The organism is uncultured Rothia sp., assembly GCF_963544205.1.
In the GTDB taxonomy this organism is placed as follows: Bacteria; Actinomycetota; Actinomycetes; order Actinomycetales; family Micrococcaceae; genus Rothia.
This window is the reverse complement of sequence record NZ_CAUUDY010000005.1, coordinates 26130-49292: the sequence shown is the minus strand read 5'-3', so window position 1 is coordinate 49292 and position 23163 is coordinate 26130. Positions and strand designations below refer to the sequence as shown.

Sequence of the window (23163 nt, the reverse complement as noted above, 5' to 3'; positions counted from 1 at the left end):
TGAATGGTGTGAAGGGAAGGTATCAATGGCTCAGAACGAGCAGAATTGGGATCGAGAGAACGCGGATGATCAGCTGAATGAGCAGGTCACGCCGTGGTCTCAGCGCGCCTTCGCTGATGATTCTGTAGAGGAACCTGCAGGCGAGTCTGCGGTTGAGTCTGTAGAGGAGTCTGTAGTTGAGGAGGGCTCGCTGGGCTTCTCTGATGCTCCCGCAGAGGTTCTTGAAGACGACCTTTCGGGCGATCTTGAAGACGGCATCGCAGGCGACTTTGCGGACGGCTTCGACAATGATTCGAGCATCCTTCCCGGGTACACCCCCGTCTGGGCGCGTATCGCCCTCGAGTACGGGGAGCACTCCGCCGAACTGGCGGGCGACCTCGTCTACTCCAGTGAGAGCGACGACCCCGCCGTTGACGACGTTGCCGCAACTATTCTGAACCTCATTCGTGAAGCCCGCAGCATGCACGATGAGGTGAAGGCGGAGGACCCCGATACGCAGCGCGCCTGGAACGACCGCACGAAGGTTGACCGCCTCGCCGCCGCCCTGGAGAGCGAAGAGTGGACCGTCGATAAGCTCACCGGCATGTGGGAGGATGCACCCGCACCCGCCGGTAGTGGCGAGTCGGATAGCCCCGAGTACCTGCGCGCCCAGGATGAGGAGCGCACCGCCGAGAAGCAGCGCAACGAGCGCATCGAGCAGACCATGGAGCTGGAGGAGAAGATTCAGCGCCGCCGCATCATGGCTCGCTCCACCACCGATGAGGAGCTGATTGCCGCCCTCATTGAGGCGACCGCCGCATCCCCGGAGCTGATTGCCTACGAGATGGGTGAGCATCAGGTGCAGCTCTACGTGCTGTGCGCCGTGGATGATGAGGGCTACATGAACGTGCTGGAGGTCGCTGACGGCCACCTGCACGTGGGTACCCCCGTTGAGGATTACGTGGCTCAGCTGGTGGAGCAGCTGCCGGTCACCGGTGCCGCCCTGGAGGGCGAGGCGACCGTGTGGGAGGAACTGCCCGGCGGACAGGGGGAGCTGGAGTTCCTGGTGGACGGCGACGCCGCCATGCTCGTTGACCTGCCCATCGACATGATTACCGGGCTTCTTTTGGCATACCTTCCTGCCGGTACCCGGCAGGTTGTTGCCGCGCCGGCGGGGGAGTGGACCCTCATTTCTGCCGACCCGGTGGACCTCATGGCTCTGCTGGGCCTGCTGAACTGCAACGCTCTGATTGCTGAGGGCAACGCGAACCAGCAACACCTGGTGGTCTACGAGGAGCCCGCCCGCGAACCCTACTCCGATGAGGAGTGGTACCTGGAGGCGTTCGGTGAACCCTACGAGAACATCGTGGAGGAGTTCACCTGGCAGCGCGTGCCTAAGCGCCTGAACCGTGCCCTCAGCCGTGAGGAAGTCGCCCGCTTCGGCGGCGTGCTGGAGGATTTGCTCTCGGAGCTTCCCGGTAGCGCCCCGGAGCTTTCGGGCTCGAAGATTTTCGGATCCGATGAGGAAGAAATAGAGCAGGGCATCGCTAATGTCATGGCGATGTTTGGTGTGGAGGCTGATTCCATTACCGGTCGCCGCCTGAACGCGTACCTGCGCGATACGAGCAACACCCTGGCGCTGGAGTCGGTACTGCAGCTGCTGGATGTTCCTACCGAGCTGGCGCTGGTTCCGACCACCGGTTTTGATGTGGCGTCGATTAGCACGGCGCGTGTCTTCGGTAACGAGGATGAGGAGCTCGCACAGCCTGCCGGTTCTGCTGAATCAGCTGAGGCTGAAGCTACTGATGCGCAGGCAGCTGAAGCTGTGGACGTTACCTTCCCCCTGGATAACTCCGTTGCCGAGGCACTCGCCCCTGACCATGATGCGGTTGAGCCCGGTGATGCAGAGGATGCTTCCTTCGAGGCCGACGAGGAAATCGAGCCCTACCCGGGCGGCTACACTTCGCCCCTGGACCGTAGCTACCGCCTCGTTGCGACCGGTCGCCGCGTGACCCTCGCCGAGTGGATGGACGCTCTCAACAACGCGCACATCCCCTACGAGTACACGCACATGGGTTCGCCGGAGGGTTCTGCACCGGATTCCTTCGTGGAGACTGAGGAGGGCTACCTGTCTCTTGACAGTGCCCTGCACGAGGCTGACTCGGCACTGAACGAGGAGCAGGCATCGCACGAAGCAACGGTGAGCCAGCAGGCCCCCGAGGGCTCTGCCGCGCTCGCGCATCAGGACCTCACTCATCAGGACCTTGCGCATCAGAACGATGCCGCGGCGGGCGATGAACCTGCGCCGAACTCATCGCAGGATGCCGAGCCCCAGGCTCCGAAGTCCCAGAGCCCCGCACCGCAGAGTTCATCCGCGCAGAGTTCATCCACTCAGGATCCCGCTCCGCGTTCGCGCCGCAAGCGCCTGACCCCGGAGCAGATTCGTGCGAAGACCCGCCGCGTGGGTCTTGTCCTGGGCGCGGATGTGACGGCTCAGAGCGCTATCGCCCTGACCCTGGCAAATGTGGCGCGCCGCCGCCGCGCGCGGGGTAAGGCGAGCCGCAAGTTCTCGGTGGCCGCCGCGCTCTTTGCGTTGAACGCTACGGTCGAGTCGGCTCTGATTCCGACGGTTCTGCGTTCTTTCGAGCAGACTCAGCTGAAGAAGCATGCCCGCCCGGTGGCGGATGCTGAGCTGGTGCATCCGGGGGATACCACCGGTGAGCAGCCCCCGACCAAGCGCACTCTCATTGATGACCTACGTGAGGGCCACTACCGCACGATGGAGGATACCGCCCCGTCCACGGATCAGGCACCCTCTGGACTGCGTGAGCGTGCCCTGGGTATAGTGCGTAGCATCAGGCAGCGTGCTGCGAAGAAAACCGACCGCTAAAGGAAAGAAGCCATGAAGGATTCCTATCTGAGCGATGAAGAGCTGAAGGCTTTTATCGCGACCCTCCCCACGCGCCGTTTGGCGGCGGGCGCGCTGATTCGTAATGAACGCGGCGAGATGCTGCTGGTGAAGCCGAACTATAAGGACGGCTGGATTCTTCCCGGCGGCACCGTGGAGGCGGGCGAGGCCCCCAAGCCCGGTTGCGAGCGTGAGATTGTGGAGGAGCTGGGCCTGGACCTGAAGCTGGGTCGCGTGCTGCTGATTTTCCACGGCCTGTCGCTGGGCGTGTGGGGCGATTCGACCTACTACATGTATGACGGCGGCGTGATTGCGGCGGATACGAAGATTACCCTGCAGGACGCCGAGCTGGTGACCTACGAGTGGGTGGCTCCGGAGAACCTGGACGGCTATGTGCGCCCGTCGATGGTGGATCGCCTGCGCGAGTGCTACCGCGCCTTGGAGACGGGGGAGACTCTGGAAATGAGCAACCTCGACTAGAGCTCATCGGTGAGGGGATCGCCGGGGCAGCTATTTGAGTCTAAACCGAGCACAGAACGCTGTTTAAAAGTGATGTTCGGTGCCTGCGGCAATTATTTTTCCGTGTCGCTAGCTTAAAATCTTGGGCTCTGATACCCTAGCTGAGTACCCGGCGACGCGCGACCCCTCTCTTCGCGCGCCGTTGTGTCCATAGAGGCGCCGTGAATGGCCCGCCCCACGGGTGCTGAACCGTGTGCCTCGCACCAAATTATGAAACAGGAGTAACCACTAAAGTGGCTGTTAAGATTCGTCTCAAGCGTATGGGTAAGATCCGCGATCCTCGTTACCGCGTTGTGGTCGCTGATTCGCGCGTCAAGCGCGACGGTAAGACCATCGAAGAGATCGGTATTTACCACCCGACCGAGCACCCCTCGCGTATCGAGATCAACTCTGAGCGTGCTCAGTACTGGCTCTCCGTCGGCGCTCAGCCGACCGAGCAGGTTCTGGCTCTGCTGAAGCTCTCGGGCGACTGGGCTGCATTCAAGGGCGAGAAGGCAGAGTCCAAGGTTCTGCCCGTCGAGGCTAAGGCTGAGTTCGTTGTTCCCGAAAAGGGTTCCGTGATCCTGCCCGAGGCTATCACCCCCAAGGCTGAGAAGGCTGAAGAGGCTGCTGAGGAAGCAGCACCCGAGGCTGAGGCTGAGGAAGCAGCTGAGTAATCATGTTGGCTGACGCACTCGAACACCTGGTTCGAGGGATTGTCGATCGTCCGGAGGACGTGAAGGTGCGCCTGCGCACTCAGCGTCACCGTGAGACCCTTGAGGTTCGCGTGCATCCGGATGACCTGGGCCGAGTTATCGGCAGGTCCGGTCGTACCGCCAAGAGCATCCGTCTGGTGATGGACGCTATTTCTGATGGCGAGCCGATGCGTATCGACATTATCGACACCGACAAGAAGCGACGCTAGCTCGTAACGTTTGAAGCGCCCCCGTTTCCGGTTTTCCGGAGGCGGGGGCGTTCGCGTACCCGGGGCCTGTGAGCGGGGCTGGCGGCAGAATGCGCCCGTCCGGAGCGCCCGGTAGAATAGTGGGAGCCGTGCACGTGCGCGGCGTAGGTTTTTAGCTTGTATCCAGCGGAGGAAAATTATGCAGGTTGTGGTGGCTCGTATCGGTAAGCCGCACGGTATTCGTGGTGAGGTGACGGTTCAGCTCTTTACTGATGCCCCGCAGGAGCGTTTTGCCCGCGGTGAGGTGCTCGGTATCGAGAATTTCAAGCCTGGCTCTGCTGCCGCTTCGGTGGCGCCTACCGGTGAGCTGACGGTTGCCGGTGCCCGCTGGAACAAGAAGATTCTGGTGGTCCGTTTTGATGAGGTGACCACCCGCAACCAGGCTGAGGAGCTGCGTGGCAGCCGCCTGGTGTACGAGGTGCCCGAGGATGAGGGCGACGAAGAGGGCTTCTACGAGCAGGAGCTGGTGAACCTGCCCGTGTACCTGCTCGCGGACGTGCCCGAGGGTGAGAGCCCCGTGGATAACCCGGCTGTGGGCAAGCCGCTGGGTAAGGTGACCGGTCTGCAGACCATGCCGGTTCAGGATTTGCTACTGATTAAGCTGGCTCGTTCGCCGCGTCTTGCCTCCGGCGCGGGTGAAGAGATTATGATTCCTTTTGTTGAGGAGATTGTGCCCGAGGTGGTTCCCTCGACCGAGGACGAGCCCGGCTTTGTGCTGTTGACTCCTCCTGCGGGTCTGATTGACCTGGTCGAGGATGCTGAGCAGGCGGGGGAGTAGTCCGTGCGCTACGATGTGGTCACGATTTTCCCCGAGTACCTGGAACCGCTAAAGCTGTCCCTGCTGGGTAAGGCGCGTGAGAAGGGCCTGGTGGACCTGCACCTGCACGACCTGCGCGAGTACACGTTTGACCGTCACCGCACGGTGGATGACACCCCGTACGGCGGTGGCGCGGGCATGGTCATGAAGCCCGAGCCATGGGGCCTGGCCCTGGACGAGGTGCTTGCCGCCTCCCCGCTAAAGGCAACTACTGAAGGCGATGCTGAGGGTACCGAGCCCGCCGCTGATGCCCCCGCCGATACCCGCCCGCTGCTGATTGTCCCGTCCCCGGCGGGTGCCGTGTTTGATCAGGCGATGGCGTACGAGCTGGCGGAGGAGAAGCATATTGTCTTCGCCCCGGCGCGCTATGAGGGTATCGACGAGCGTGTGCTGGACTGGGCTCAGGAGGGCTTCCGCGTGATGCCCGTGTCCTTGGGCGATTACGTGCTTTACGGTGGTGAGGTTGCGGTCATGGCAATGATTGAGGCGATCACCCGCCTGATTCCCGGTGCGATGGGTAACCCCGCCTCCCTGGAGGAGGAGTCGCATACGGGTGGTCTGCTGGAGTACCCGGTGTACACGAAGCCCGCCGTGTGGCGTGACCGTGAGGTGCCAGAGGTGTTGCTGTCGGGTAATCATGGTGCGATTGCGCGTTGGCGTCGTGACCGTCAGATTGAGCGCACCTTGGAGCGCCGCCCGGACCTGCTGGAGGCGTACCCGGTGGAGCAGTGGGATAAGAAGGACCGCCGTTTCTTGGCTGAGCGCGGGGTGCATTTTGCGAACCCGGCAAAGGCGGCTCAGAAGAAGGCGAAGAAGAGTCCCGCAGCTCCTGCCGATAGCGCGCCTCAGGGTGAATCTACTCCTGCTGATACCACCCAGCCCGAGGCAAATTCCTAGGCTTCGAACGGGTGCTCGCGAGCGCCTCGTAATCCTCTGAATGGGGGTTAGCGTCATATAACTGTTAGTTGGCGCTGACCCCTATTTTTTGTGCCCGCGAACCGTTATTCTGAGGGTAACCTCGCTAAGAACATAGCCTACCTATAGGTGGCGCGGGGTGGTAATACGCTTTCATCGTTGAAAGCACGTACTCAACAGAAGGAGGACACATGTCCGTTGTTAAGGTTCACCGTCTTGCTGTCGTTGGCGACAACCAGGCTGAGCTGGAGAAGCGCTTCGCTACTGCCCGCCACATTGCTGACTCTTTCCCCGGCTTTGAGGGTTTTGAGCTGTGGCGCCCCCTGGATGAGGGTGGCGACTACTTTGTGGTGACCCGCTGGGTTGATGAGGCAAGCCACGATGCGTACGCGGCGGCTCGTCGTGAGCGTGACCCGAACACTGTTGTCTCTCACGCTGATGGCACCATGAGCTTCGAGAAGGTGGAGTTCGACGACTAACATCTGTGTTTGTCTGCGTCTGACCGGATTTATGGCTGAAGCCCATGTGAGATGAAGAATTTATCTCATATATTGAGGGGTCGCACTGACTTTTCTAAATATTGCTTTAAGTGGGTATTAGCCCATGTGGAGGCGATATAAGGAAGGTTTGATGCGGCCCCTCCTTGATTTTTCGGGGTTTAAAACCTGTAGGTATTTCGTTGTGATTGGATATGTGGGTTAGGCGCTATAAAACACCTGAAATATGGTCAATGAATACCTCCAAAATCCTTCAATCCGAAAGTGACACTTTGATGCAAAAAGGTTATTATTAGTCCCGAGAGCACGCTTCGCCCGTGTCGGTAGTTCGGGCGAGGACAGCAATCTCCTCTCGGCTGTATCGCATGAGACAGCCGAGTCACTCAAGGGGATATTCAGCGCACCCGTGTGAGAACCTCCTCTGCATAAGGAGGTCTGGCAAGGGAGCCGACTCAACTATCACGTATTCACACAAGTGGTGCATGGTACTGGACCCCGCAATATATGGGATGGGAGCTTGGTGGTTCGAGCGTTCATTGTGGTTGATGACTCTCCCAGCCGCGGATAGAAAAGTGCTTTGCTTAGCGGGTGGGCAATTCGGTGGTCCGGACCGAAGCTCACCCGCTCCGCTGTTTAACGACGAAAATTCTGGCGGATTATTCCCACCTGGTAGTTTTAGCCTAGTGCTTTTCGGGTACCGGGCGCTCGCGGAACTCGATGGGCCGCTTTGCCTTGGGCAGCGAGTACATGACGCGCAGGTACGCATCCTCGACCAGCTCCTCCAGCACCCGCTCGGTGACACCCTCGCCGGCGCCCACAGAAATCCAGTGCCGCTTATTCATGTGCCACGCCGGAATGATGCTCGGGTAGATGCGCCGCAGTACCTCCGACTCTTCCGGATCGGTCTTCAGGTTCACAATGGGGTAGCCGATACCCTCCGTGTACATGGCGAACATCTTGCCGCCCACCCTGTACACCGTGTGCTCGGGTCCGAACGGCTGGTCGGAGGTTGCCAGCGGCATGGCGAGCGCGAGGCGGTGCAGGGTCTGCTCCAGGTCCTCGGGTCGCAGAAGTTGAAGTTTAGGGGAGGGGTTTGTGCTCATAGCTTCGAGTCTAGTGCCCCGCACGGTACCCCGCCTAGCACGCAACCAAAAACTCTCGTACTGCCCGGCAAATCCACGCTAAAATAGGTAACTATGGCTGAATTTATTTATCAGATGATCAAGGCCCGCAAGACTGTGGGCGACAAGGTCATCCTTAACGACGTGACGATGTCGTTCTTCCCCGGCGCCAAGATCGGTATGGTTGGTCCGAACGGTGCGGGTAAGTCGACCATCCTGAAGATTATGGCTGGCCTCGACCAGCCCTCCAACGGTGAGGCACGCCTGACCCCCGGTTACACCGTGGGTATCCTCATGCAGGAGCCGCCGCTGAACGAAGAGAAGACCGTTCTGGGCAACGTTGAAGAGGGTGTGGGCGAGATTAAGTCCAAGCTGGACCGCTTCAACGAGATTTCCGCTCTGATGGCTGAGCCGGACGCTGACTTCGACGCCCTCATGGAGGAAATGGGTCAGCTGCAGGAAGCTATTGACGCCGCTAACGCATGGGACCTGGACTCCCAGCTGGAGCAGGCAATGGAGGCGCTGCGCTGCCCGCCCGCTGACATGCCCGTCACCCACCTCTCCGGTGGTGAGCGCCGCCGCGTGGCACTGTGCAAGCTGCTGCTGCAGAAGCCCGACCTGCTGCTGCTCGACGAGCCCACCAACCACCTGGACGCAGAGTCCGTGCTCTGGCTGGAGCAGCACCTGCAGTCCTACGAGGGTGCCGTCATCGCGATTACCCACGACCGTTACTTCCTCGACCACGTGGCAGAATGGATCGCTGAGGTTGACCGCGGTAACCTGTACCCCTACGAGGGTAACTACTCCACCTACCTGGAGAAGAAGCGCTCCCGCCTCGAGGTTCAGGGCAAGAAGGACGCTAAGCTCGCTAAGCGCCTGAGCGAGGAACTGGACTGGGTCCGCTCCAACGCTAAGGGCCGCCAGGCTAAGTCGAAGGCTCGTCTGGCACGCTACGAGGAGATGGCTGCGGAGGCTGAGAAGACCCGCAAGCTTGACTTCGAAGAGATTCAGATTCCTCCGGGACCGCGCCTGGGCAACGTCGTTATTGAGGCTGAGAACCTGCAGAAGGGCTTCGACGGCCGCTCCCTGATTAACGGTCTGTCCTTCTCCCTGCCCCGTAACGGTATTGTGGGTGTGATTGGTCCTAACGGTGTGGGTAAGTCCACCCTGTTCAAGACCATCGTTGGTCTGGAGCCCCTTGACGGCGGCTCCCTGAAGGTCGGCGAGACCGTGAAGATTTCGTACGTTGACCAGAACCGTTCGAACATTGACCCGGAGAAGAGCCTCTGGGAGGTCGTCTCTGACGGTCTGGACTACATCCAGGTCGGCAACGTTGAAATGCCTTCGCGTGCGTACGTGTCCGCGTTCGGCTTCAAGGGCCCGGACCAGCAGAAGAAGGCGGGTGTGCTCTCCGGTGGTGAGCGTAACCGCCTGAACCTGGCGCTGACCCTCAAGCAGGGCGGTAACCTGCTGCTGCTCGACGAGCCCACTAACGACCTGGACGTTGAGACCCTCGCATCCCTGGAAAATGCGCTGCTGGAATTCCCCGGCTGTGCAGTGGTCGTCTCTCACGACCGTTGGTTCCTGGACCGCGTGGCAACCCACATCCTGGCGTGGGAGGGCACCGATGAGAACCCGGATCAATGGTACTGGTTCGAGGGTAACTTCGAGTCCTACGAGAAGAACAAGATTGAGCGCCTCGGCCCTGAGGCCGCTAAGCCGCACCGTGTGGTGCACCGCAAGCTGACCCGATAGGGTTTGGTTCGGTAGCGAGCCCCGCCTCCTGTGTTGTTGAAGCACGGGAAGGCGGGGCTTTGCTGTGCCTGATTGCTGCGCCGGCTAGGGGAGGGGCGGCGCGATGTCTCGCTATCTCACCTGTTGTTCCGGCGCGTGTTGGCTGTTCGCCGGTAGAAATAGTTCGCCCAGACATGACCGGCGCGCCATGGCGGAGTTCACATGAGCGGTTTAATGGATGTGTACAACTAATACGTCTGATACGAAGGGTAGAGTGTCATGCTTTCAAAATATAACTGGATGTCCCTAGTCACCGGTCTGCTGCTGGTCGCTGCGGCAGTCTACATGTTCGCCAACCCCGCCACCCCGCTGGCTGTTCTGGGTTTCGTGTTCTCCTTTGCTGTGCTGCTCGGCGGCGTGTTTGAACTGGTCCGATACTTCGGTGCGCTGAAGCCGGCGCGTACCGGCTGGGACCTGATCAACGGCATCCTGACCGTGGTCGTTGGTCTGATTCTGCTGACCGCATCTGCGGGCGCTCAGGCGACGTACATTCCGACCATTGTGGGTGTGTGGCTGATTGCCTGGGCGCTGATCCGTCTGATGACCGCTCAGGGCCTGAAGTACCTGAGCTATGCCGCTGGACGCCACTTGCAGTTCTCCGCTATCGGAGCCCTGGTGCTGGGTCTGCTCGTGGTGCTGTTCCCGATGTTCTTCGGAGCGGTTGCCGTGTGGCTGATTGCTCTGGTGCTGCTGCTGGCTGGTCTCGTGTTTGTGGGTGACTTCTTTGTTTCCCGCCGCACTCAGCGCACCGTGCACATTTCCCCGGACGGTGTGATTGACGTCGAAGCCAAATAAGAGCTTCCCAGCGGCGTTTAGGCCGTACACTAGAACGTAAGAAAGACCGTGTGAGACAACCACCTCACACGGTCTTTCTGTATGCTCTGACGTTTTACGCTGTTGCGGTGCCGAAACCCTAACGGTATTCCGGCTTTAGCGGTACTCTGCTCTATCGGTACTCCGGCAGGCGGAACATCATTTCCTGCGCCACGGTTGCCACCAGCTCGCCGGAGCGGTTGAAAATCGAGCCCTGCGAGAGCATGCGACCACCCTGTGCGCTCGGGGACTCCAGCACGTACAGCAGCCACTCATCGGCACGTGCCGGGCGGTGGAACCACATCGCGTGATCCAGCGAGGCACTCTTCAAACCCGGCTCAAGCCAGAACTTGCCGTGACGGCGCAGCGCGGGCTCCAGCGGCAAGTAATCCGAAGCATAAGCGATAGCGGCGCGGTGCTCCGCCTCCGACGCCTCAGAACCATCAGCATGCACCAGACGGTCAAAGGTCTTGAACCACACGCAGGCACGCGGCTCCGTCGAGGAAGAATCCGGCTGAGTGTACAGGGGCGCATCCACGTGGCGCATATCAATCGGACGCTCCCACGCGACCGCCTGAGCCACCGGATGCGGCAACTCACCCAGGTAGTCGCTCACCTTCGGCAGGGACTCGGGGTCCGGAACCTCCGGCATGGTCACCGCGGTGTGCTCCGGACCGCGGCTCTCCGCCTGGAAAGACATAATCGCCGAGAACATGGGCGCCTCATCCTGGAACACCTGCACGCGGCGGGTCGAGAAGGAACGGCTATCGTTCAGGCGCTGAGTGGCGAAGAACAGTTCACGCTCAATATCGCCGGGGCGCAGAAAATAGGCGTGAATCGAGTGGATGTCCTTGCCCTCCACCGTGCGGTCGGCGGCAATGATTGACTGGGCAAGAACCTGACCACCGAAAGTGCGCGGCTGCTCGCGGGTGAGCGTCACACCGGTAGACACTTCATCGCTACCGAAGGAGGCGGGCGCCGCCTCCACGGGGGAGAGGTCCAGCATCCGCATGAGGTTTTGGGTCACAGTGGGCTTGGTCATGGTTTTATTCTCGCACGTTTTCAATGAGCCGGTTTCTGGCGTAGAGTGGGAGAGCATACTCTGAGACAACCACGACAGGTTGATTCGGAACACTGACTAGGAAATATTGACCCGGACAATCGATCCGGAACATCTATTTCACACACCATCGTATATATCACCCACCAACTTGCCACCGAGCAGGCTAACGCCGAAAAGGAGCAGAAATGACTACGCCGTCTGAAACTACCCCTGATACCGCACAGGACAACGCTCCCGACCAGAACAACGCGTCCGCACCCATCGAGCTCAAGTACAACCCCCACGAAGGTGTGGAGGAGCCCTTCCTGATTCTGCCCGGCGGCGCCCAGGGTGCCGCAGTGGTCAAGGACCTTGCCACCTACATTTCTCGCGCCCTGGCGGTCAACCCCGATGCGGCAATCCGCCTGACCGCACGCGGTCGCGTGGTGGCGGTATTCGCCTGCTCCCTGGAGCCGGAGGACGCCTCCTCGAACACCCCGGTCATTATGGGTCTGCGTGCCCTGCACCTGTTGGCTGATTCCACCCTGGACATGACCGTTCAGGCGCAGGCGCTGCTGGATCGTCTGGCGCGTCTGCAGAAGCAGGCAGAAGAGCAGGCTCATGAGGAGAACCCGCAGCTGGTGCTGTTCATGCCTCCGGTGACTGTCAACGCTAGCTGGGCGGGTAAGTCCGCCCCGATCAGCGGCTGGTACGAGGTCGGCACCGTCCCGGTCGAAGAGTTCCACCGCGCCACCGCAGAGGGCCTGGAGGCGGTAGAGCGCGCTCTGCCCGAGAATCCCGGCGCCGCTGTGCTTTCTACGGTGCGCTCGCGTATTTGGTCCTCCGATATGGTGCTGGAGTACCTGCCCGAGTTTGATACCGTGCTTGTGCCGACCGGTGCGGCATTCGCCCTGCGCGTGTTCGGTTTCATTCCGGAAGGCTTCACCGGCGATCTGCCGCTGTTCGCGGCGCATGTCGGTTCGGAGGAGTGGCTGCGCATCGTGGCGCCCGCCGGCATGGTGCTGGTGCGCCGCGGATCCGGTGCGCTGCTCTAACTCTCTCCTTGAGACAGTTTTAGTCTTTTGACGCTGGTGGTGTGGGCTCTTAGCCTACGCCACCAGCGTTTTTATGCTACATGACATCAACGGGGTGGTTGTAATAATGACATTCGATAGGACATTACTTTACGCAAATAAGGTATTCTAAAAAGACTACGCCCTTCACCGGGGCGTCTATGACACACCGATTTACCAGCCACACCGCACGGGAATCTTCCGCCGCGCCCTCACCAGGCGCATTCTTCCCGTACGGATCGAAAGTGAGACCTTTATGGATCTGATTGCAGTCGACATTGACGGCACCCTTGCCAGTAACCGAGATCAGATGGACAAGTACCTGACCGGTTTCTTCGCCAGCAACCGCCGATTCTTCAAGGCTATCCGCAACGCCACGGTCAATGTTGAAGTTGCCGACCGTGTTCGCGAAATCGCGGCAGAAACCGGCGCAGAGGTCGTAGTGATTACCGGCCGAGACGGCACCTACATGAAGGAGCTGAACCAGTTCATCGCCCGCGCAGGTCTGGAACCCAAGCACGTATTTGCTAAGCCCGGCAACGATGGCTCCAATAGCCCCGCATGGAAGGACTCCATTCTGGAGTCCCTGATTGCTGACGGCAACCGCATTATCCACGCTTTTGAAGACACCGACCATGAGGTGTACCTGCGCCGCGGTATTCCCGTGACCTTGGTTGCCCCGATTCGTGACTACATTGGCGAATGGCACTACGAGGCAATCGACATTGACCCGGTTGCTTGGGCTGCTGAACAGCGCGAGAAGGAAGCTGCTCGTGAGCGTCAGAAGCGTCGCCTTGCGGAGGGCGTGCTGGCACACCAGAAGGCTGAGGCGAAGGAACGCCGAGCAGGCATCGCGGCATAAAACCCGCACACTAACTGTAGAGCTGCGGAGGGTAACCCACTCAAACGAATGAGGCGCCCGGAAGGATTGAATCCTTCCGGGCGCCTCATTTTCGTTATAGGTCCGGCGTCAGCGATGTTCTACACAGCTGATTTAGGCGGTGCCGAGCAGTTCACGCAGACGAGCCGCAAAGGGAGCCGCCAGCTTGTACTGTGCCTCGTCCTTCAGGTGCACACCATCAGCCATGTCACCCTCAGTCAGGTAGATGGTCTGCCAATCCGCGGTGTCCATGAACAGCACGCCGGTCTCTCGTGCACCCTGTCGCGCAACCTCGTTCGCCACGTGACGCTTATGGGCCACCTGCTTATCCGTTGCCGCGTCCTCGCTCATCGACACCACGCCGCCGAACACAATCTTCGACGACGGGTACATGCGTCGCAGCTGCTCAATGACCTGAGTCTGGTGCGCGTTCACGTGCTCGCGCGCCTTCGTCTCATCCTCGTGGATGTAAATGTCGTTACCGGAGGCATCCAGGTAAATGATGCCGGGATTACCACTCGGCAGAGCCCAACGGCCACCCATCACACCCTGATAGTAGGAGGGGCACACGCCCTCGCGGGCGGTCACAAAACCCACGCCGCCGCAACGGAACAGATAAGGCACAAAACCCGCCTGCTTCAAGCCCAAACCAACCCAGGAGGTCGAGGTCACCTGCGAGTCACCAATCACCAGGGCATCCTTAGCGCCCAGAACGTTGGTGTTACGCGGCAGACTGTTCGCCTTATCCCAGTAGAGTTCAGCCTTCTCAAACTTGGTGTACAGAACGCCGTTCTCGGAACGCCAGCTCACCGGCAGGCCCTCCCAACCGGCAAAGTCACTGTACTCGCGTTGCTTCCACCAGTGCGTGTAGACGCCAGTTTCCACCGCGACCGGGCCGTACTTGGGGGTGTACATGACCACGCCGCCCTTGAACTGCTGAACCAGCATGTCTGCGGCATCGGCGGAGGTTGAGAACGGCGCCTGAATCTCACCGGTTGCCTGCGCGCCTTCCTTGCCGAAGGCGTTCTGCGCGGTGCGTTCAATCTTCTGCGCCGGGGTAGTCGGTTCCGGAGTCGGCTCGGGGGAGGGAGACTCGCTGGGGCTTTCCTGCGCCGACTGGGCAGGCTTGGCGCCCGCGGCAGCGGTAGCGGCAGTGCCACCGGGCGCGTTGAAGCCTCCTGCGGAGTACGCGCCAAAGGAACCGGCGGCAACCACAGCAACGATTGCGCCGGTCAGAGAAGCTTTCGCGATAGGAGACTTGATAGAAGGCATGCACAACAGTATACGATAGGTGCAACCCCAAGTAGAGAGCTTTTCAGGGATATTCAAACGAAAAAGACAAAAAATATGCACCGCAGTGACAATATTTTAGACTCGTGATGCAAAACGTCCCCTCCCACCCCGCAAATGGGGCAGAAGGGGACGAATCGGAACCTATACAGCTGATGGCTGGCAACAAACCCGCCTCAGCTTATAAGCGTTATTAGATGTCAGCAGCCTGAACCTTCAGTGCACGAGCCACGCCGTCGCGTGCCTCCGCAATCTGGCGGTACAGAGCGGCAGCATCCTCAGGCAGAGACGCCAGGTACTTCTCGGTACGCTCCAGCAGCTCAGCGGTCGGCTCGCTCGGGTACATGCCACCAATAATCTGCATGGAAATCTCGTGCGAACGCGAACGCCAAATGCCCTCAATCTGCTCGAAGTACGGCTCATCGTACTGGGCAATCAGCTCGGGCTTGCCGGACTTGAAACCGGAAATAGCGTAACGCTGAATCATGTTCGACAGCTCGCCGGTCACCATGATCTTGTTCCAGTACTCGGCCTTAGCCTCCGCGGTCGGAATCGACGCGTACGCCTGAGCAGCGTACTGCTGACCGTTCGCGGTGTTGTCGTTCTCCAGCTCCGCAGCAATCTGCTCGGCGGAGAAGCGGCCACCGGTAGCCAGGCGGCACACCAGGTTCCAACGCAGGTCAGCGTCAATGTCCAGGCCCTCAAGGGTCAGCTCACCCTCGAAGAGGCGCTGCACGTTGTTGTACTGGTCCTCGGTGCGGGTCTGGTTGATGAACGCCTGCAGCAGCTGCAGCTGAGCATCCGAGTCGGGCTCTGCGACGCATGCCAGCTCCCAGAGGCGGTCAGCGGCACGGTGGCGGGTCTCCTCGCGAGCCTCGGGAGCCACGAAGGAGTGCAGGGTAGCGGACAGGTTGTTAATCTGGGTGCGCAGGGCGGTGGAGTTGGTCTCCTTGCCAATGTTGTTCAGCACCAGGTCAACGTACTTACGCGCCGGCATCTGAGCGTCACGCACGGTATCCCAGAGCGAACCCCAAACCACACCACGAGCCACGGACGAATCAATGTCACCCAGGTGCTTGATAGCGGTCTCGATGGAACGCTCATCCAGGCGAATCTTTGCGTACGCCAGGTCCTCATCGTTCAGCAGCAGCAGGTCGGGGCGCTTCTTACCGAGAGCCTCCTCAACCACGGTCAGCTCGCCGTCAATGTCCAGCTCGATGCGGTCGGTACGGGTCAGCTTGCCATCGACCAGGTTGTAGAAACCAATCACTGCACGGTGCGGGCGCAGGGTCTCGAAGCCCTCAGCGTAGGACTGGCGAATACCCAGCGAAGAAATGTTACCAGCCTCATCGTTCTCAACCTCAACGGCAAGAGTGTTCACGCCAGCGGTCTCAAGCCACTTAGCGCTCCACGCACGCACGTCACGGCCGGAGGTGCGCTCCAGCTCAACCAGCAGGTCATCCAGAACGGTGTTGCCCCAACTGTGCTTATCGAAGTACACCTTCAGAGCAGCCATGAAGTTCTCCTGGCCAACCCACGCCACCATCTGACGCAGCACCGAAGCGCCCTTCGCGTAAGTAATGCCGTCGAAGTTCACCTGAACATCGGCAAGGTCGCGAATCTCAGCCACAATCGGGTGGGTCGAAGACAGCTGATCCTGGCGGTACGCCCAGGTCTTCTCCGAAGCAGCGAAGGTAGCCCACGCCTCCTTGGCGTAGCGGGTGTTCTCCGCCGCAGCCAGGGTCGACATGAACTCAGCGAAGGACTCGTTCAGCCACAGGTCGTTCCACCACTTCATGGTGACCAGGTCGCCGAACCACATGTGAGCCAGCTCGTGCAGAACGGTGATAGCGCGGCGCTCACGCAGAGCCTCCGCAACCTTGGAACGGAAGACGTAAGTCTCCAGGTAGGTCACGCAGCCAGCGTTCTCCATCGCACCGGCGTTGAACTCGGGCACGAACAGTTGATCGTACTTCTCGAACGGGTACGGGGTCTTGAACTGCTCCTCGTAGAACTCGAAGCCCTGACGGGTCAGCTCGAACATGTCCTCAGCGTCAACGAACGGCATGAGGGACTTACGGGCGTACACGCCCAGCGGAATCACGCGGCCCTCAGAGTTGGTCAGCTCGCTGGTGACCTTCTCGTAGGGGCCCGCCACAATCGCGGTAATGTACGAAGACATGCGCGGGGTCGGCTTGAAGAACCAGGTCTTCGCACGGCCGCAACCGCACTCCTTGTCCTCAACCTTCACCTCGGGCTGGTTCGACACAACCACCCAGTGCGAGGGCACGCGCACAATAAACTCAAAAGTAGCCTTCAGATCGGGCTGCTCAAAGACCGGGAACACACGGCGGGAATCCGGCACCTCAAACTGGGAGTACAGGTACACCTCACCGTCGGCGGGATCCACGAAACGGTGCAGACCCTCACCGGTGTTGGTGTAGAACATCTCTGCATCAATGACCAGGGTGTTCTCAGCCGCCAGGTTCGGCAGCTGGATGCGCTCGCCGTCCGCCAGGTCGGTGCTCAGCTCTTCGCCGTTGAGGTTAATGGACTTGACCGAGGAAGTGATGGCGTCAATGAAGGTGGAGGCACCTTCCTGAGCGTCGAAGCGAATTTCAACCTTCGAGGAGAAGACGTCTTTGTCCTTCGGCAGGTCGAGTTCAATACGGTACGAGTGCACGCGCTTAATAATGGATGCGCGTTCGATTGCCTCATTGCGGGTTAGGTTCAGGCCGGGCATAAAGCTCCCTCTCCTTAGATGTGAATAGCGTGCCGTGCTGACACGCCCTGTCATGGTGCGCTGGTTCCCGAGGCGCGCGGCTCCTGCGACGCTGCATACGTGGCGCTGGAGGCATTAATTTTGGGCGCGGAGAACCTGGACACCAAAAAGTGCCATATCCCACAGTCTACCGTATATGTGGGGGTCTAGAAGGCTCCCCATTACCCGAACCCGCGCGAATTCGATACAGTTAAGACAGAAAAAACCCAAACGGGGAGCGTATCCCACCTGATGGATGCGCGGCGCACTCTAGCAACGGCGCTCAGAACTGAGAACCGGCGCCTCCCACGAACGCACATTCGCACGTCACCAAGACAAAATCACCAGGAGAGTACCATGCGCGTACACATCGCGACCGACCACGCTGGCCTCGAGCTGAGCCACTACCTGATTGAGTCCCTCACCGCTGCGGGCTACGAGATGATTGACCACGGCCCCGCCGACTACGACCCGCTGGATGACTACCCTTCGTTCTGCATTAACGCGGCACTTGGCGTGAAGCGTGACCGCGAGGCTGGCCTGGACTCTCTCGGTATTGTGCTGGGCGGTAGCGGCAACGGCGAGCAGATGGCTGCGAACAAGGTCGATGGCATCCGTGCGGCTCTGGCATGGAACCACGACACCGCGGCACTGGCACGCGAGCACAACAACGCACAGGTCGTTGCTGTGGGCGGCCGCCAGCACAGCAAGGAAGAAGCACTGGAAATCATCAAGGTCTTCCTGGCTACCCCCTGGACCAACGAGGAGCGTCACGCACGCCGTATCGGCCAGCTGGCCGAGTACGAGCAGACCGGCGACATTGCCGGCAAGCAGATTGACGCTGCCTAAACTCTAAAATCTGAGGCGCATAGTGCAGGCTATGCGCCTCAGTCGTCTCTACACTCCAGATAGTCTGTACTGTTTATATCCGCGCTATTTCTAGCCGATAAGTTTTCGAGGAGGACCCGTGCCCGAAGGCCACTCCATTCACCGTATCGCCCGCCAAATCAGCGACGTCTTCACCGGCGAGCGCGTGCAGGTTTCCTCCCCGCAGGGCCGCTACGCCGAGGGTGCCGCCCTGCTGGACGGTCATACCATCACCGGTGCGTACGCGCACGGCAAGCACCTGTTCGTGACCTTCGAAAACGACCTGACCCTGAACGTGCACCTGGGTATTTACGGTAACTGGAGCTTCGGTGGCGACGAGACGTTCACGGGTGCCTCGAGCATTGGTGCGCCCCGCAAGATCGGTGAGAAGGAGTACGCGGCGGGGGAGGAGCAGCCCTACGCCGGGCCGCCCGAACCGAAGAGCACCGTGCGTTGCCGTATTGTTTCGGAGCACGGCTGGGCCGACCTGGTGGGTCCGACTATCTGCCGTACCCTCACGCCGGAGGAGGTCCGTACCGTCCGCTCGAAGCTCGGCCCGGATCCGCTCAACCCGGATGCCGACCCCGAGCAGTTCTACCGCGCGGCACGCAAGAGTTCCCGCCCGATTGGTGTGATTCTGATGGACCAGGCGGCTATCTCCGGTGTGGGTAATATCTTCCGCGCCGAGTCGCTCTACCGCCAGGAAATCGACCCGCTACGCCCCGGCAAGAGCCTCAGCGACGAGGAGCTGAAGCGACTCTGGGAAGACAACAAGCACCTGCTGGTCATCGGCGTGCGCGTGGGTCGCATCATCACCACCGAACCGGAAGACCGCCCCGGCGTACCCGAAACCGAGGCGTGGCCCGAGCATGCGAACTACGTGTACATGCACCACGGCGAACCCTGCCGCCGCTGCGGAACCACCATCCGCATGGAAGAAATCGCCGGCCGCAAACTCTACTGGTGCCCCGGCTGTCAGGTCTAAAAGCTACTCATATATTTGACAGCACAAATGGAACCTCGCTACTATGGTCAAGTTCCATTTTCGGGGATGTAGCTTAATGGTAAAGCCTCAGTCTTCCAAACTGATTACGCGGGTTCGATTCCCGTCATCCCCTCCACTTCAAAGGCTCCGGCGCAAGCGCCGGGGCCTTTTGCGTTGCGGGGATGAACGGGAATCGCTTCCGGGCGAAAATACATTCCCTCGCGCGCTCGGGATTTTCGCCCTCCAGCCCGTCATCCCCTCGAGAACTGTCTTGAACAAATCTGCGGGAATCCCTTCCGCATGCGGATTTGTTGCCTCGCGCGCTCGGAATCCGTACGCTCCAGCCCGTCATCCCCTCCACCGCACATCCGCACAAAACACCCTATAAAACCAAGGGAGATAGGGGAGTACGCGCACAGTGGAAATAAACCGCGCACCAGCCGCTGTGTTGGGCATTTAGCGGGAAAACAGGTAAACTAGGGCACTGACTGTGTTAAACACGCAAGTGCGCAACACGGTCGGTTTCACGGGGCGTGGCGTAGCTTGGCTAACGCGCCTGCTTTGGGAGCAGGAGATCGCAGGTTCGAATCCTGTCGCCCCGACGTGAAACGGTTGCCGCGACGCTACAGAGTCGTGGCGCTCTTTCCACTAAGCAACCGCGGCACACACGATTCGTGCCGCACCGAAACTATATGAGGAGATCACGGACGTGAAGACCGCCGTCGAGAAGCTCAACCCGACCCTCGCAAAGATTGAGGTCGAGGTTCCCTTCGCAGAATTCAAGCCCTACCTGGACCGCACCTACAAGAACCTCTCGGGTCAGATCAGCGTTCCCGGCTTCCGCAAGGGTAAGCTGCCCAAGCAGCTCATCGAGCAGCGTGCGGGCTTCGACTACATCGTCGAGGCATCCCTGAACGACGCTCTGAACGACTACTACGCACAGGCACTGGGCGAGAACGAACTCTCCCCCCTGGCACAGCCCGAGCTGGACGTTCAGTCCCAGCCCTCCACCGAGAACCGTGAGGCAGACGTCAAGCTGACCATTACCGTCACCGTTCGCCCCGAAATCGAGCTGCCCAACTACGAGGGCCTCGAGGTTGAGGTTGACGAGGTTGAGGTCACCGCTGAGGACGAGGTTCAGGCACTGGACGCTCTGCGTGAGCGCTTCGGCACCCTGAAGACCGTTGAGCGCCCCGCAGCTGACAAGGACTTCGTGACCATTGACATCGCGGCTGAGATCGACGGCGAGCAGGTTGACGCAGCAAACGACCTGTCCTACCAGATCGGTTCCGGCACCATGCTCGACGGCATCGACGAGGCTCTGACCGGCCTGTCCGCTGGCGAGGACGCAACCTTCGAGACCAAGCTCTCCGGTGGCGAGCACGCAGGCGAGCAGGCTGTCATCAAGGTCAAGCTCTCCGCTGTCAAGGAGCGCGAGCTGCCCGCAGCTGACGACGAGTTCGCGCAGCTGGCTTCCGAGTTCGACACCATCGACGAGCTGAAGGAAGACATCAAGAAGCAGGTTGCAGAAGCTAAGGTTGCCGAGCAGGGCACCCAGGCACGCGACAAGGTCCTCGCAAAGCTCGTTGAGCTGGTTGAGGTTCCCGTCCCCGAGAAGGTTATCGAGGATCAGCTCGAGCAGCACTTCAACAACCCCAACGCTGAAGCTGGCCACGACACCGAGGAGCACCGCGCCGAGGTTCGCGCCAACACCGAGACCGCATTCAAGAACGAGATGGTTCTCGACGCTGTTGCGGACAAGGAAGAAGTGACCGTTGACCAGGCTGAGATGATTAACTACATCATCACCATGAGCTCCCAGTACGGCATGGATCCCAACCAGTTCGCACAGATGCTGGACGGCTCCGGCCAGGCTGGCGCACTGGTCGGCGAGGTTCGCCGCTCCAAGGCTCTGGCCGCAGTGCTGAAGACCGCAGTGGTCAAGGACACCAAGGGCAACGTTGTTGACCTGTCCAAGTACCTGGGTGAGGGCGAAGAGGCAGCTGCCTAAATCCCCGCCACGGTCCGCAAGAAGCCGCCCCGCTAATAGGGTGAGCTGATTGCTTGAAACGTGTAGCCTCAGCGGGCATCCACCGAGTTACCGGTTGGGTGCCCGCTGAGGCTCTTTTAATCCCCAGAATCACCCCCGATTTGTTCCCGAACGCGTATGCAGGCTCGTCAGTACCGCACATGCTGAGCGCTGTGCTTCACCCCCTGGCGAACGAACAACGCGAAGGGAAGCGGGGGAGGGCAACTATCGGTAAGGTAGTAGCAACGAAACTTTTCGCGTGAGCTCCGGCGCGTAAATCGCGCAAAGATGCAGCGAAGACCCATTAGAGAAGAAGAGGAAGAATGTCCAGCTACATGCCTCTGCCCATCGGCGCCTCCCAGGCAGCCGGCGTGGCGCCCGCGCCGTCTATGGCAACCCCCATCGTTGGTGCCCAGGAAGATTACGTCTACAACAGCCTCCTGAAGGAGCGCATTATCTGGCTCGGCTCCGAGGTGCGCGACTCCAACGCTAACCTCATCTGCTCCCAGATGCTGCTGCTCTCGGCTGAAGACCCCGAGGCAGACATCTACCTGTACATCAACTCTCCCGGCGGTTCCGTGACCGCTGGTATGGCTATCTACGACACCATGCAGCTTATCCCGAACGACGTGGTGACCGTGGTGACCGGTATGGCAGCATCCATGGGTCAGTTCCTGCTCACCGCAGGTACCATCGGCAAGCGTTACGCAACTCCGAACGCCCGCATCCTCATGCACCAGCCCCTCGGCGGTATTGGCGGTACCGCATCGGATATCCGCACCCAGGCTGAGCTGATTCTGGACATGAAGAAGCGCCTGGCAGAGATCACCGCTGAGCGCACCGGCAAGAGCCTCGAGACCATCCTGAAGGATAACGACCGCGACAACTGGTTCAACGCGGAAGAAGGCCTGGAATATGGCTTCTTCGACCACATTGCGACCACCGCCGGTAAGCTGCCCGAATCGAAGAACGCATAAGGGAGATGCACATGAACTACCTGCCGAACGATATCACCACCTCGGCGCCGGCTATGCCGAGCAACCGCTACGTGCTCCCCAGCTTCGAGGAGCGCACCCCCTACGGTTACAAGCGTCAGGACCCGTACGCGAAGCTGTTCGAGGACCGCATTATCTTCCTGGGCACCCAGGTGGACGACGCATCCGCTGACGACATCATGGCTCAGCTGCTGGTTCTGGAGGCACAGGACCCCGAGCGTGACATCACCCTGTACATCAACTCGCCCGGCGGCTCCTTCACCGCAATGACCGCCATCTACGACACGATGCAGTTCATCCGCCCCGAGATTCAGACCGTGTGCCTGGGCCAGGCGGCATCCGCTGCGGCGGTTCTGCTGGCTGCCGGTACCCCCGGCAAACGTCTGGCACTGCCGAACGCTCGCGTGCTGATTCACCAGCCCGCTCTGAGCGGCCAGCAGGGCGGTCAGGCTTCTGACATTGAGATTCACGCGAACGAGGTTATGCGTATGCGTGAGTGGACTGCACAGACCCTGGCACTGCACTCGGGCAAGACCTACGAGGAAGTTGACCGCTCCATCGAGCGTGACAACATTCTGACTGCGGCCGCTGCCATGGAGTACGGCCTGGTCGACAAGGTGCTGGAGTCTCGTAAGCTGCGTAAGCCTGCGACCAACACCGCTATTTCCCACACCTAAACTTTAGTTTTGAGGAATACCCCGATTTTTCGGGGGAGGGGCGGCATCCGCCGTGTGTGAGCCTTTGGGCTGGTGCACGGTGCGGTGCCGTCCCTTTTTTGTGCCCGCCGCCGTCATAAAAGACGCGCTTTGTCATATGCCCGGTAAGTCCGTCCATTTGGGGCGCGTAATTCTTAGTTCCGGGGTGAACTCCGGTAGCCTTAGAGAAGGAGAAAATTCGAGTATTTCATACCGTTTTCTCACTCAAACCAGGGCGCC

The 23163-nt window shown here is 60.3% G+C and carries 20 protein-coding genes and 2 tRNA genes; 18 read left to right on the top strand and 4 right to left on the bottom strand.

Annotated features, from left to right (window positions below):
- Positions 1–25: 25 nt before the first annotated feature.
- From RWZ58_RS04215 to RWZ58_RS04185, 7 genes are all read left to right on the top strand, one after another.
- Entirely contained in the window at positions 26–2869 is a 2844-nt protein-coding gene (locus tag RWZ58_RS04215) for a hypothetical protein (RefSeq protein WP_314657641.1), read from the top strand.
- A gap of 12 nt (positions 2870–2881) precedes the next feature.
- A complete protein-coding gene (locus RWZ58_RS04210; protein WP_303937102.1) occupies positions 2882–3367 on the top strand; it encodes an NUDIX hydrolase in 486 nt (161 codons plus the stop codon).
- A gap of 272 nt (positions 3368–3639) precedes the next feature.
- Complete coding sequence (gene rpsP / locus RWZ58_RS04205) at positions 3640–4062, top strand: 30S ribosomal protein S16 (RefSeq protein WP_049358453.1); 423 nt, start codon at positions 3640–3642, stop codon at positions 4060–4062.
- 2 nt (positions 4063–4064) lie between these two features.
- Positions 4065–4310, top strand: coding sequence for an RNA-binding protein (locus tag RWZ58_RS04200; protein WP_005505691.1), 246 nt, complete (start codon positions 4065–4067; stop codon positions 4308–4310).
- Between the two features lie 178 nt (positions 4311–4488).
- A complete protein-coding gene (gene rimM, locus RWZ58_RS04195; protein ID WP_314657638.1) occupies positions 4489–5127 on the top strand; it encodes a ribosome maturation factor RimM in 639 nt (212 codons plus the stop codon).
- Positions 5128–5130: 3 nt separating this feature from the next.
- Positions 5131–6063, top strand: coding sequence for a tRNA (guanosine(37)-N1)-methyltransferase TrmD (trmD, locus tag RWZ58_RS04190; RefSeq protein ID WP_314657635.1), 933 nt, complete (start codon positions 5131–5133; stop codon positions 6061–6063).
- 209 nt (positions 6064–6272) lie between these two features.
- Positions 6273–6560 (top strand): antibiotic biosynthesis monooxygenase family protein, encoded by a 288-nt coding sequence (locus RWZ58_RS04185; RefSeq protein WP_314657633.1) that lies wholly within the window; start codon positions 6273–6275, stop codon positions 6558–6560.
- A gap of 698 nt (positions 6561–7258) precedes the next feature.
- Here RWZ58_RS04185 and RWZ58_RS04180 read toward each other — a convergent pair.
- Positions 7259–7681 carry an MmcQ/YjbR family DNA-binding protein gene (locus RWZ58_RS04180; RefSeq protein ID WP_314657631.1) on the bottom strand — a complete coding sequence of 141 codons (423 nt, stop codon included), beginning with the start codon at positions 7679–7681 and terminating at the stop codon, positions 7259–7261.
- 93 nt (positions 7682–7774) lie between these two features.
- Between RWZ58_RS04180 and ettA the strand changes: the two genes are divergently transcribed.
- Both ettA and RWZ58_RS04170 read left to right on the top strand, forming a co-directional pair.
- Complete coding sequence (gene ettA, locus RWZ58_RS04175; protein ID WP_314657629.1) at positions 7775–9454, top strand: energy-dependent translational throttle protein EttA; 1680 nt, start codon at positions 7775–7777, stop codon at positions 9452–9454.
- 258 nt (positions 9455–9712) lie between these two features.
- Entirely contained in the window at positions 9713–10288 is a 576-nt protein-coding gene (locus tag RWZ58_RS04170; protein ID WP_314657627.1) for a DUF308 domain-containing protein, read from the top strand.
- A 151-nt stretch (positions 10289–10439) separates the two neighbouring features.
- Here the strand turns inward: RWZ58_RS04170 and RWZ58_RS04165 are convergent, their stop codons facing one another.
- Positions 10440–11348 (bottom strand): acyl-CoA thioesterase II, encoded by a 909-nt coding sequence (locus RWZ58_RS04165; protein WP_314657625.1) that lies wholly within the window; start codon positions 11346–11348, stop codon positions 10440–10442.
- A gap of 206 nt (positions 11349–11554) precedes the next feature.
- On the opposite strand from RWZ58_RS04165, the gene RWZ58_RS04160 reads away from it, so the two are divergent.
- Together RWZ58_RS04160 and RWZ58_RS04155 are read left to right on the top strand one after the other, a co-directional pair.
- Complete coding sequence (locus tag RWZ58_RS04160; protein ID WP_049327793.1) at positions 11555–12403, top strand: hypothetical protein; 849 nt, start codon at positions 11555–11557, stop codon at positions 12401–12403.
- 274 nt (positions 12404–12677) lie between these two features.
- Positions 12678–13283 (top strand): peptidase, encoded by a 606-nt coding sequence (locus RWZ58_RS04155; RefSeq protein ID WP_313969281.1) that lies wholly within the window; start codon positions 12678–12680, stop codon positions 13281–13283.
- 132 nt (positions 13284–13415) lie between these two features.
- Here the strand turns inward: RWZ58_RS04155 and RWZ58_RS04150 are convergent, their stop codons facing one another.
- Together RWZ58_RS04150 and pepN are read right to left on the bottom strand one after the other, a co-directional pair.
- A complete protein-coding gene (locus RWZ58_RS04150; RefSeq protein ID WP_314657622.1) occupies positions 13416–14573 on the bottom strand; it encodes an SGNH/GDSL hydrolase family protein in 1158 nt (385 codons plus the stop codon).
- A 211-nt stretch (positions 14574–14784) separates the two neighbouring features.
- Positions 14785–17334, bottom strand: a complete 2550-nt coding sequence (gene pepN / locus RWZ58_RS04145; protein WP_314657620.1) for an aminopeptidase N — start codon at positions 17332–17334, stop codon at positions 14785–14787.
- 375 nt (positions 17335–17709) lie between these two features.
- Here pepN and RWZ58_RS04140 point away from each other — a divergent pair, with 375 nt between their 5' ends.
- From RWZ58_RS04140 to RWZ58_RS04110, 7 genes are all read left to right on the top strand, one after another.
- Complete coding sequence (locus RWZ58_RS04140) at positions 17710–18201, top strand: ribose-5-phosphate isomerase (protein WP_005505713.1); 492 nt, start codon at positions 17710–17712, stop codon at positions 18199–18201.
- Positions 18202–18319: 118 nt separating this feature from the next.
- On the top strand, positions 18320–19204 hold the full coding sequence (locus tag RWZ58_RS04135; protein ID WP_314657618.1) for a DNA-formamidopyrimidine glycosylase family protein: 885 nt from the start codon (positions 18320–18322) through the stop codon (positions 19202–19204).
- A gap of 62 nt (positions 19205–19266) precedes the next feature.
- Positions 19267–19340 (top strand) — tRNA-Gly (locus tag RWZ58_RS04130).
- Between the two features lie 391 nt (positions 19341–19731).
- A tRNA-Pro gene (locus RWZ58_RS04125) sits at positions 19732–19806 on the top strand.
- A gap of 107 nt (positions 19807–19913) precedes the next feature.
- The gene (tig, locus tag RWZ58_RS04120) at positions 19914–21215 is read left to right on the top strand and encodes a trigger factor (RefSeq protein WP_314657615.1); all 1302 of its coding nucleotides are present in this window, start codon (positions 19914–19916) and stop codon (positions 21213–21215) included.
- Between the two features lie 341 nt (positions 21216–21556).
- On the top strand, positions 21557–22210 hold the full coding sequence (locus tag RWZ58_RS04115) for an ATP-dependent Clp protease proteolytic subunit (RefSeq protein ID WP_005505718.1): 654 nt from the start codon (positions 21557–21559) through the stop codon (positions 22208–22210).
- A gap of 5 nt (positions 22211–22215) precedes the next feature.
- Entirely contained in the window at positions 22216–22905 is a 690-nt protein-coding gene (locus tag RWZ58_RS04110) for an ATP-dependent Clp protease proteolytic subunit (RefSeq protein ID WP_399549467.1), read from the top strand.
- Positions 22906–23163 lie beyond the last annotated feature (258 nt).

Excerpts from the sequence above, each read along its gene's own strand:
- RWZ58_RS04140 (WP_005505713.1), top strand. The coding sequence starts at position 17,710 with ATGCGCGTACACATCGCGACCGACCACGCTGGCCTCGAGCTGAGCCAC.
- RWZ58_RS04170 (WP_314657627.1), top strand. The coding sequence starts at position 9,713 with ATGCTTTCAAAATATAACTGGATGTCCCTAGTCACCGGTCTGCTGCTG.
- RWZ58_RS04115 (WP_005505718.1), top strand. The coding sequence starts at position 21,557 with ATGTCCAGCTACATGCCTCTGCCCATCGGCGCCTCCCAGGCAGCCGGC.
- rimM (WP_314657638.1), top strand. The coding sequence starts at position 4,489 with ATGCAGGTTGTGGTGGCTCGTATCGGTAAGCCGCACGGTATTCGTGGT.
- pepN (WP_314657620.1), bottom strand. The coding sequence starts at position 17,334 with ATGCCCGGCCTGAACCTAACCCGCAATGAGGCAATCGAACGCGCATCC.
- RWZ58_RS04150 (WP_314657622.1), bottom strand. The coding sequence starts at position 14,573 with ATGCCTTCTATCAAGTCTCCTATCGCGAAAGCTTCTCTGACCGGCGCA.
- RWZ58_RS04210 (WP_303937102.1), top strand. The coding sequence starts at position 2,882 with ATGAAGGATTCCTATCTGAGCGATGAAGAGCTGAAGGCTTTTATCGCG.
- ettA (WP_314657629.1), top strand. The coding sequence starts at position 7,775 with ATGGCTGAATTTATTTATCAGATGATCAAGGCCCGCAAGACTGTGGGC.
- RWZ58_RS04110 (WP_399549467.1), top strand. The coding sequence starts at position 22,216 with ATGCACATGAACTACCTGCCGAACGATATCACCACCTCGGCGCCGGCT.
- RWZ58_RS04155 (WP_313969281.1), top strand. The coding sequence starts at position 12,678 with ATGGATCTGATTGCAGTCGACATTGACGGCACCCTTGCCAGTAACCGA.
- RWZ58_RS04180 (WP_314657631.1), bottom strand. The coding sequence starts at position 7,681 with ATGAGCACAAACCCCTCCCCTAAACTTCAACTTCTGCGACCCGAGGAC.
- RWZ58_RS04200 (WP_005505691.1), top strand. The coding sequence starts at position 4,065 with ATGTTGGCTGACGCACTCGAACACCTGGTTCGAGGGATTGTCGATCGT.
- RWZ58_RS04185 (WP_314657633.1), top strand. The coding sequence starts at position 6,273 with ATGTCCGTTGTTAAGGTTCACCGTCTTGCTGTCGTTGGCGACAACCAG.
- RWZ58_RS04215 (WP_314657641.1), top strand. The coding sequence starts at position 26 with ATGGCTCAGAACGAGCAGAATTGGGATCGAGAGAACGCGGATGATCAG.
- RWZ58_RS04160 (WP_049327793.1), top strand. The coding sequence starts at position 11,555 with ATGACTACGCCGTCTGAAACTACCCCTGATACCGCACAGGACAACGCT.
- RWZ58_RS04165 (WP_314657625.1), bottom strand. The coding sequence starts at position 11,348 with ATGACCAAGCCCACTGTGACCCAAAACCTCATGCGGATGCTGGACCTC.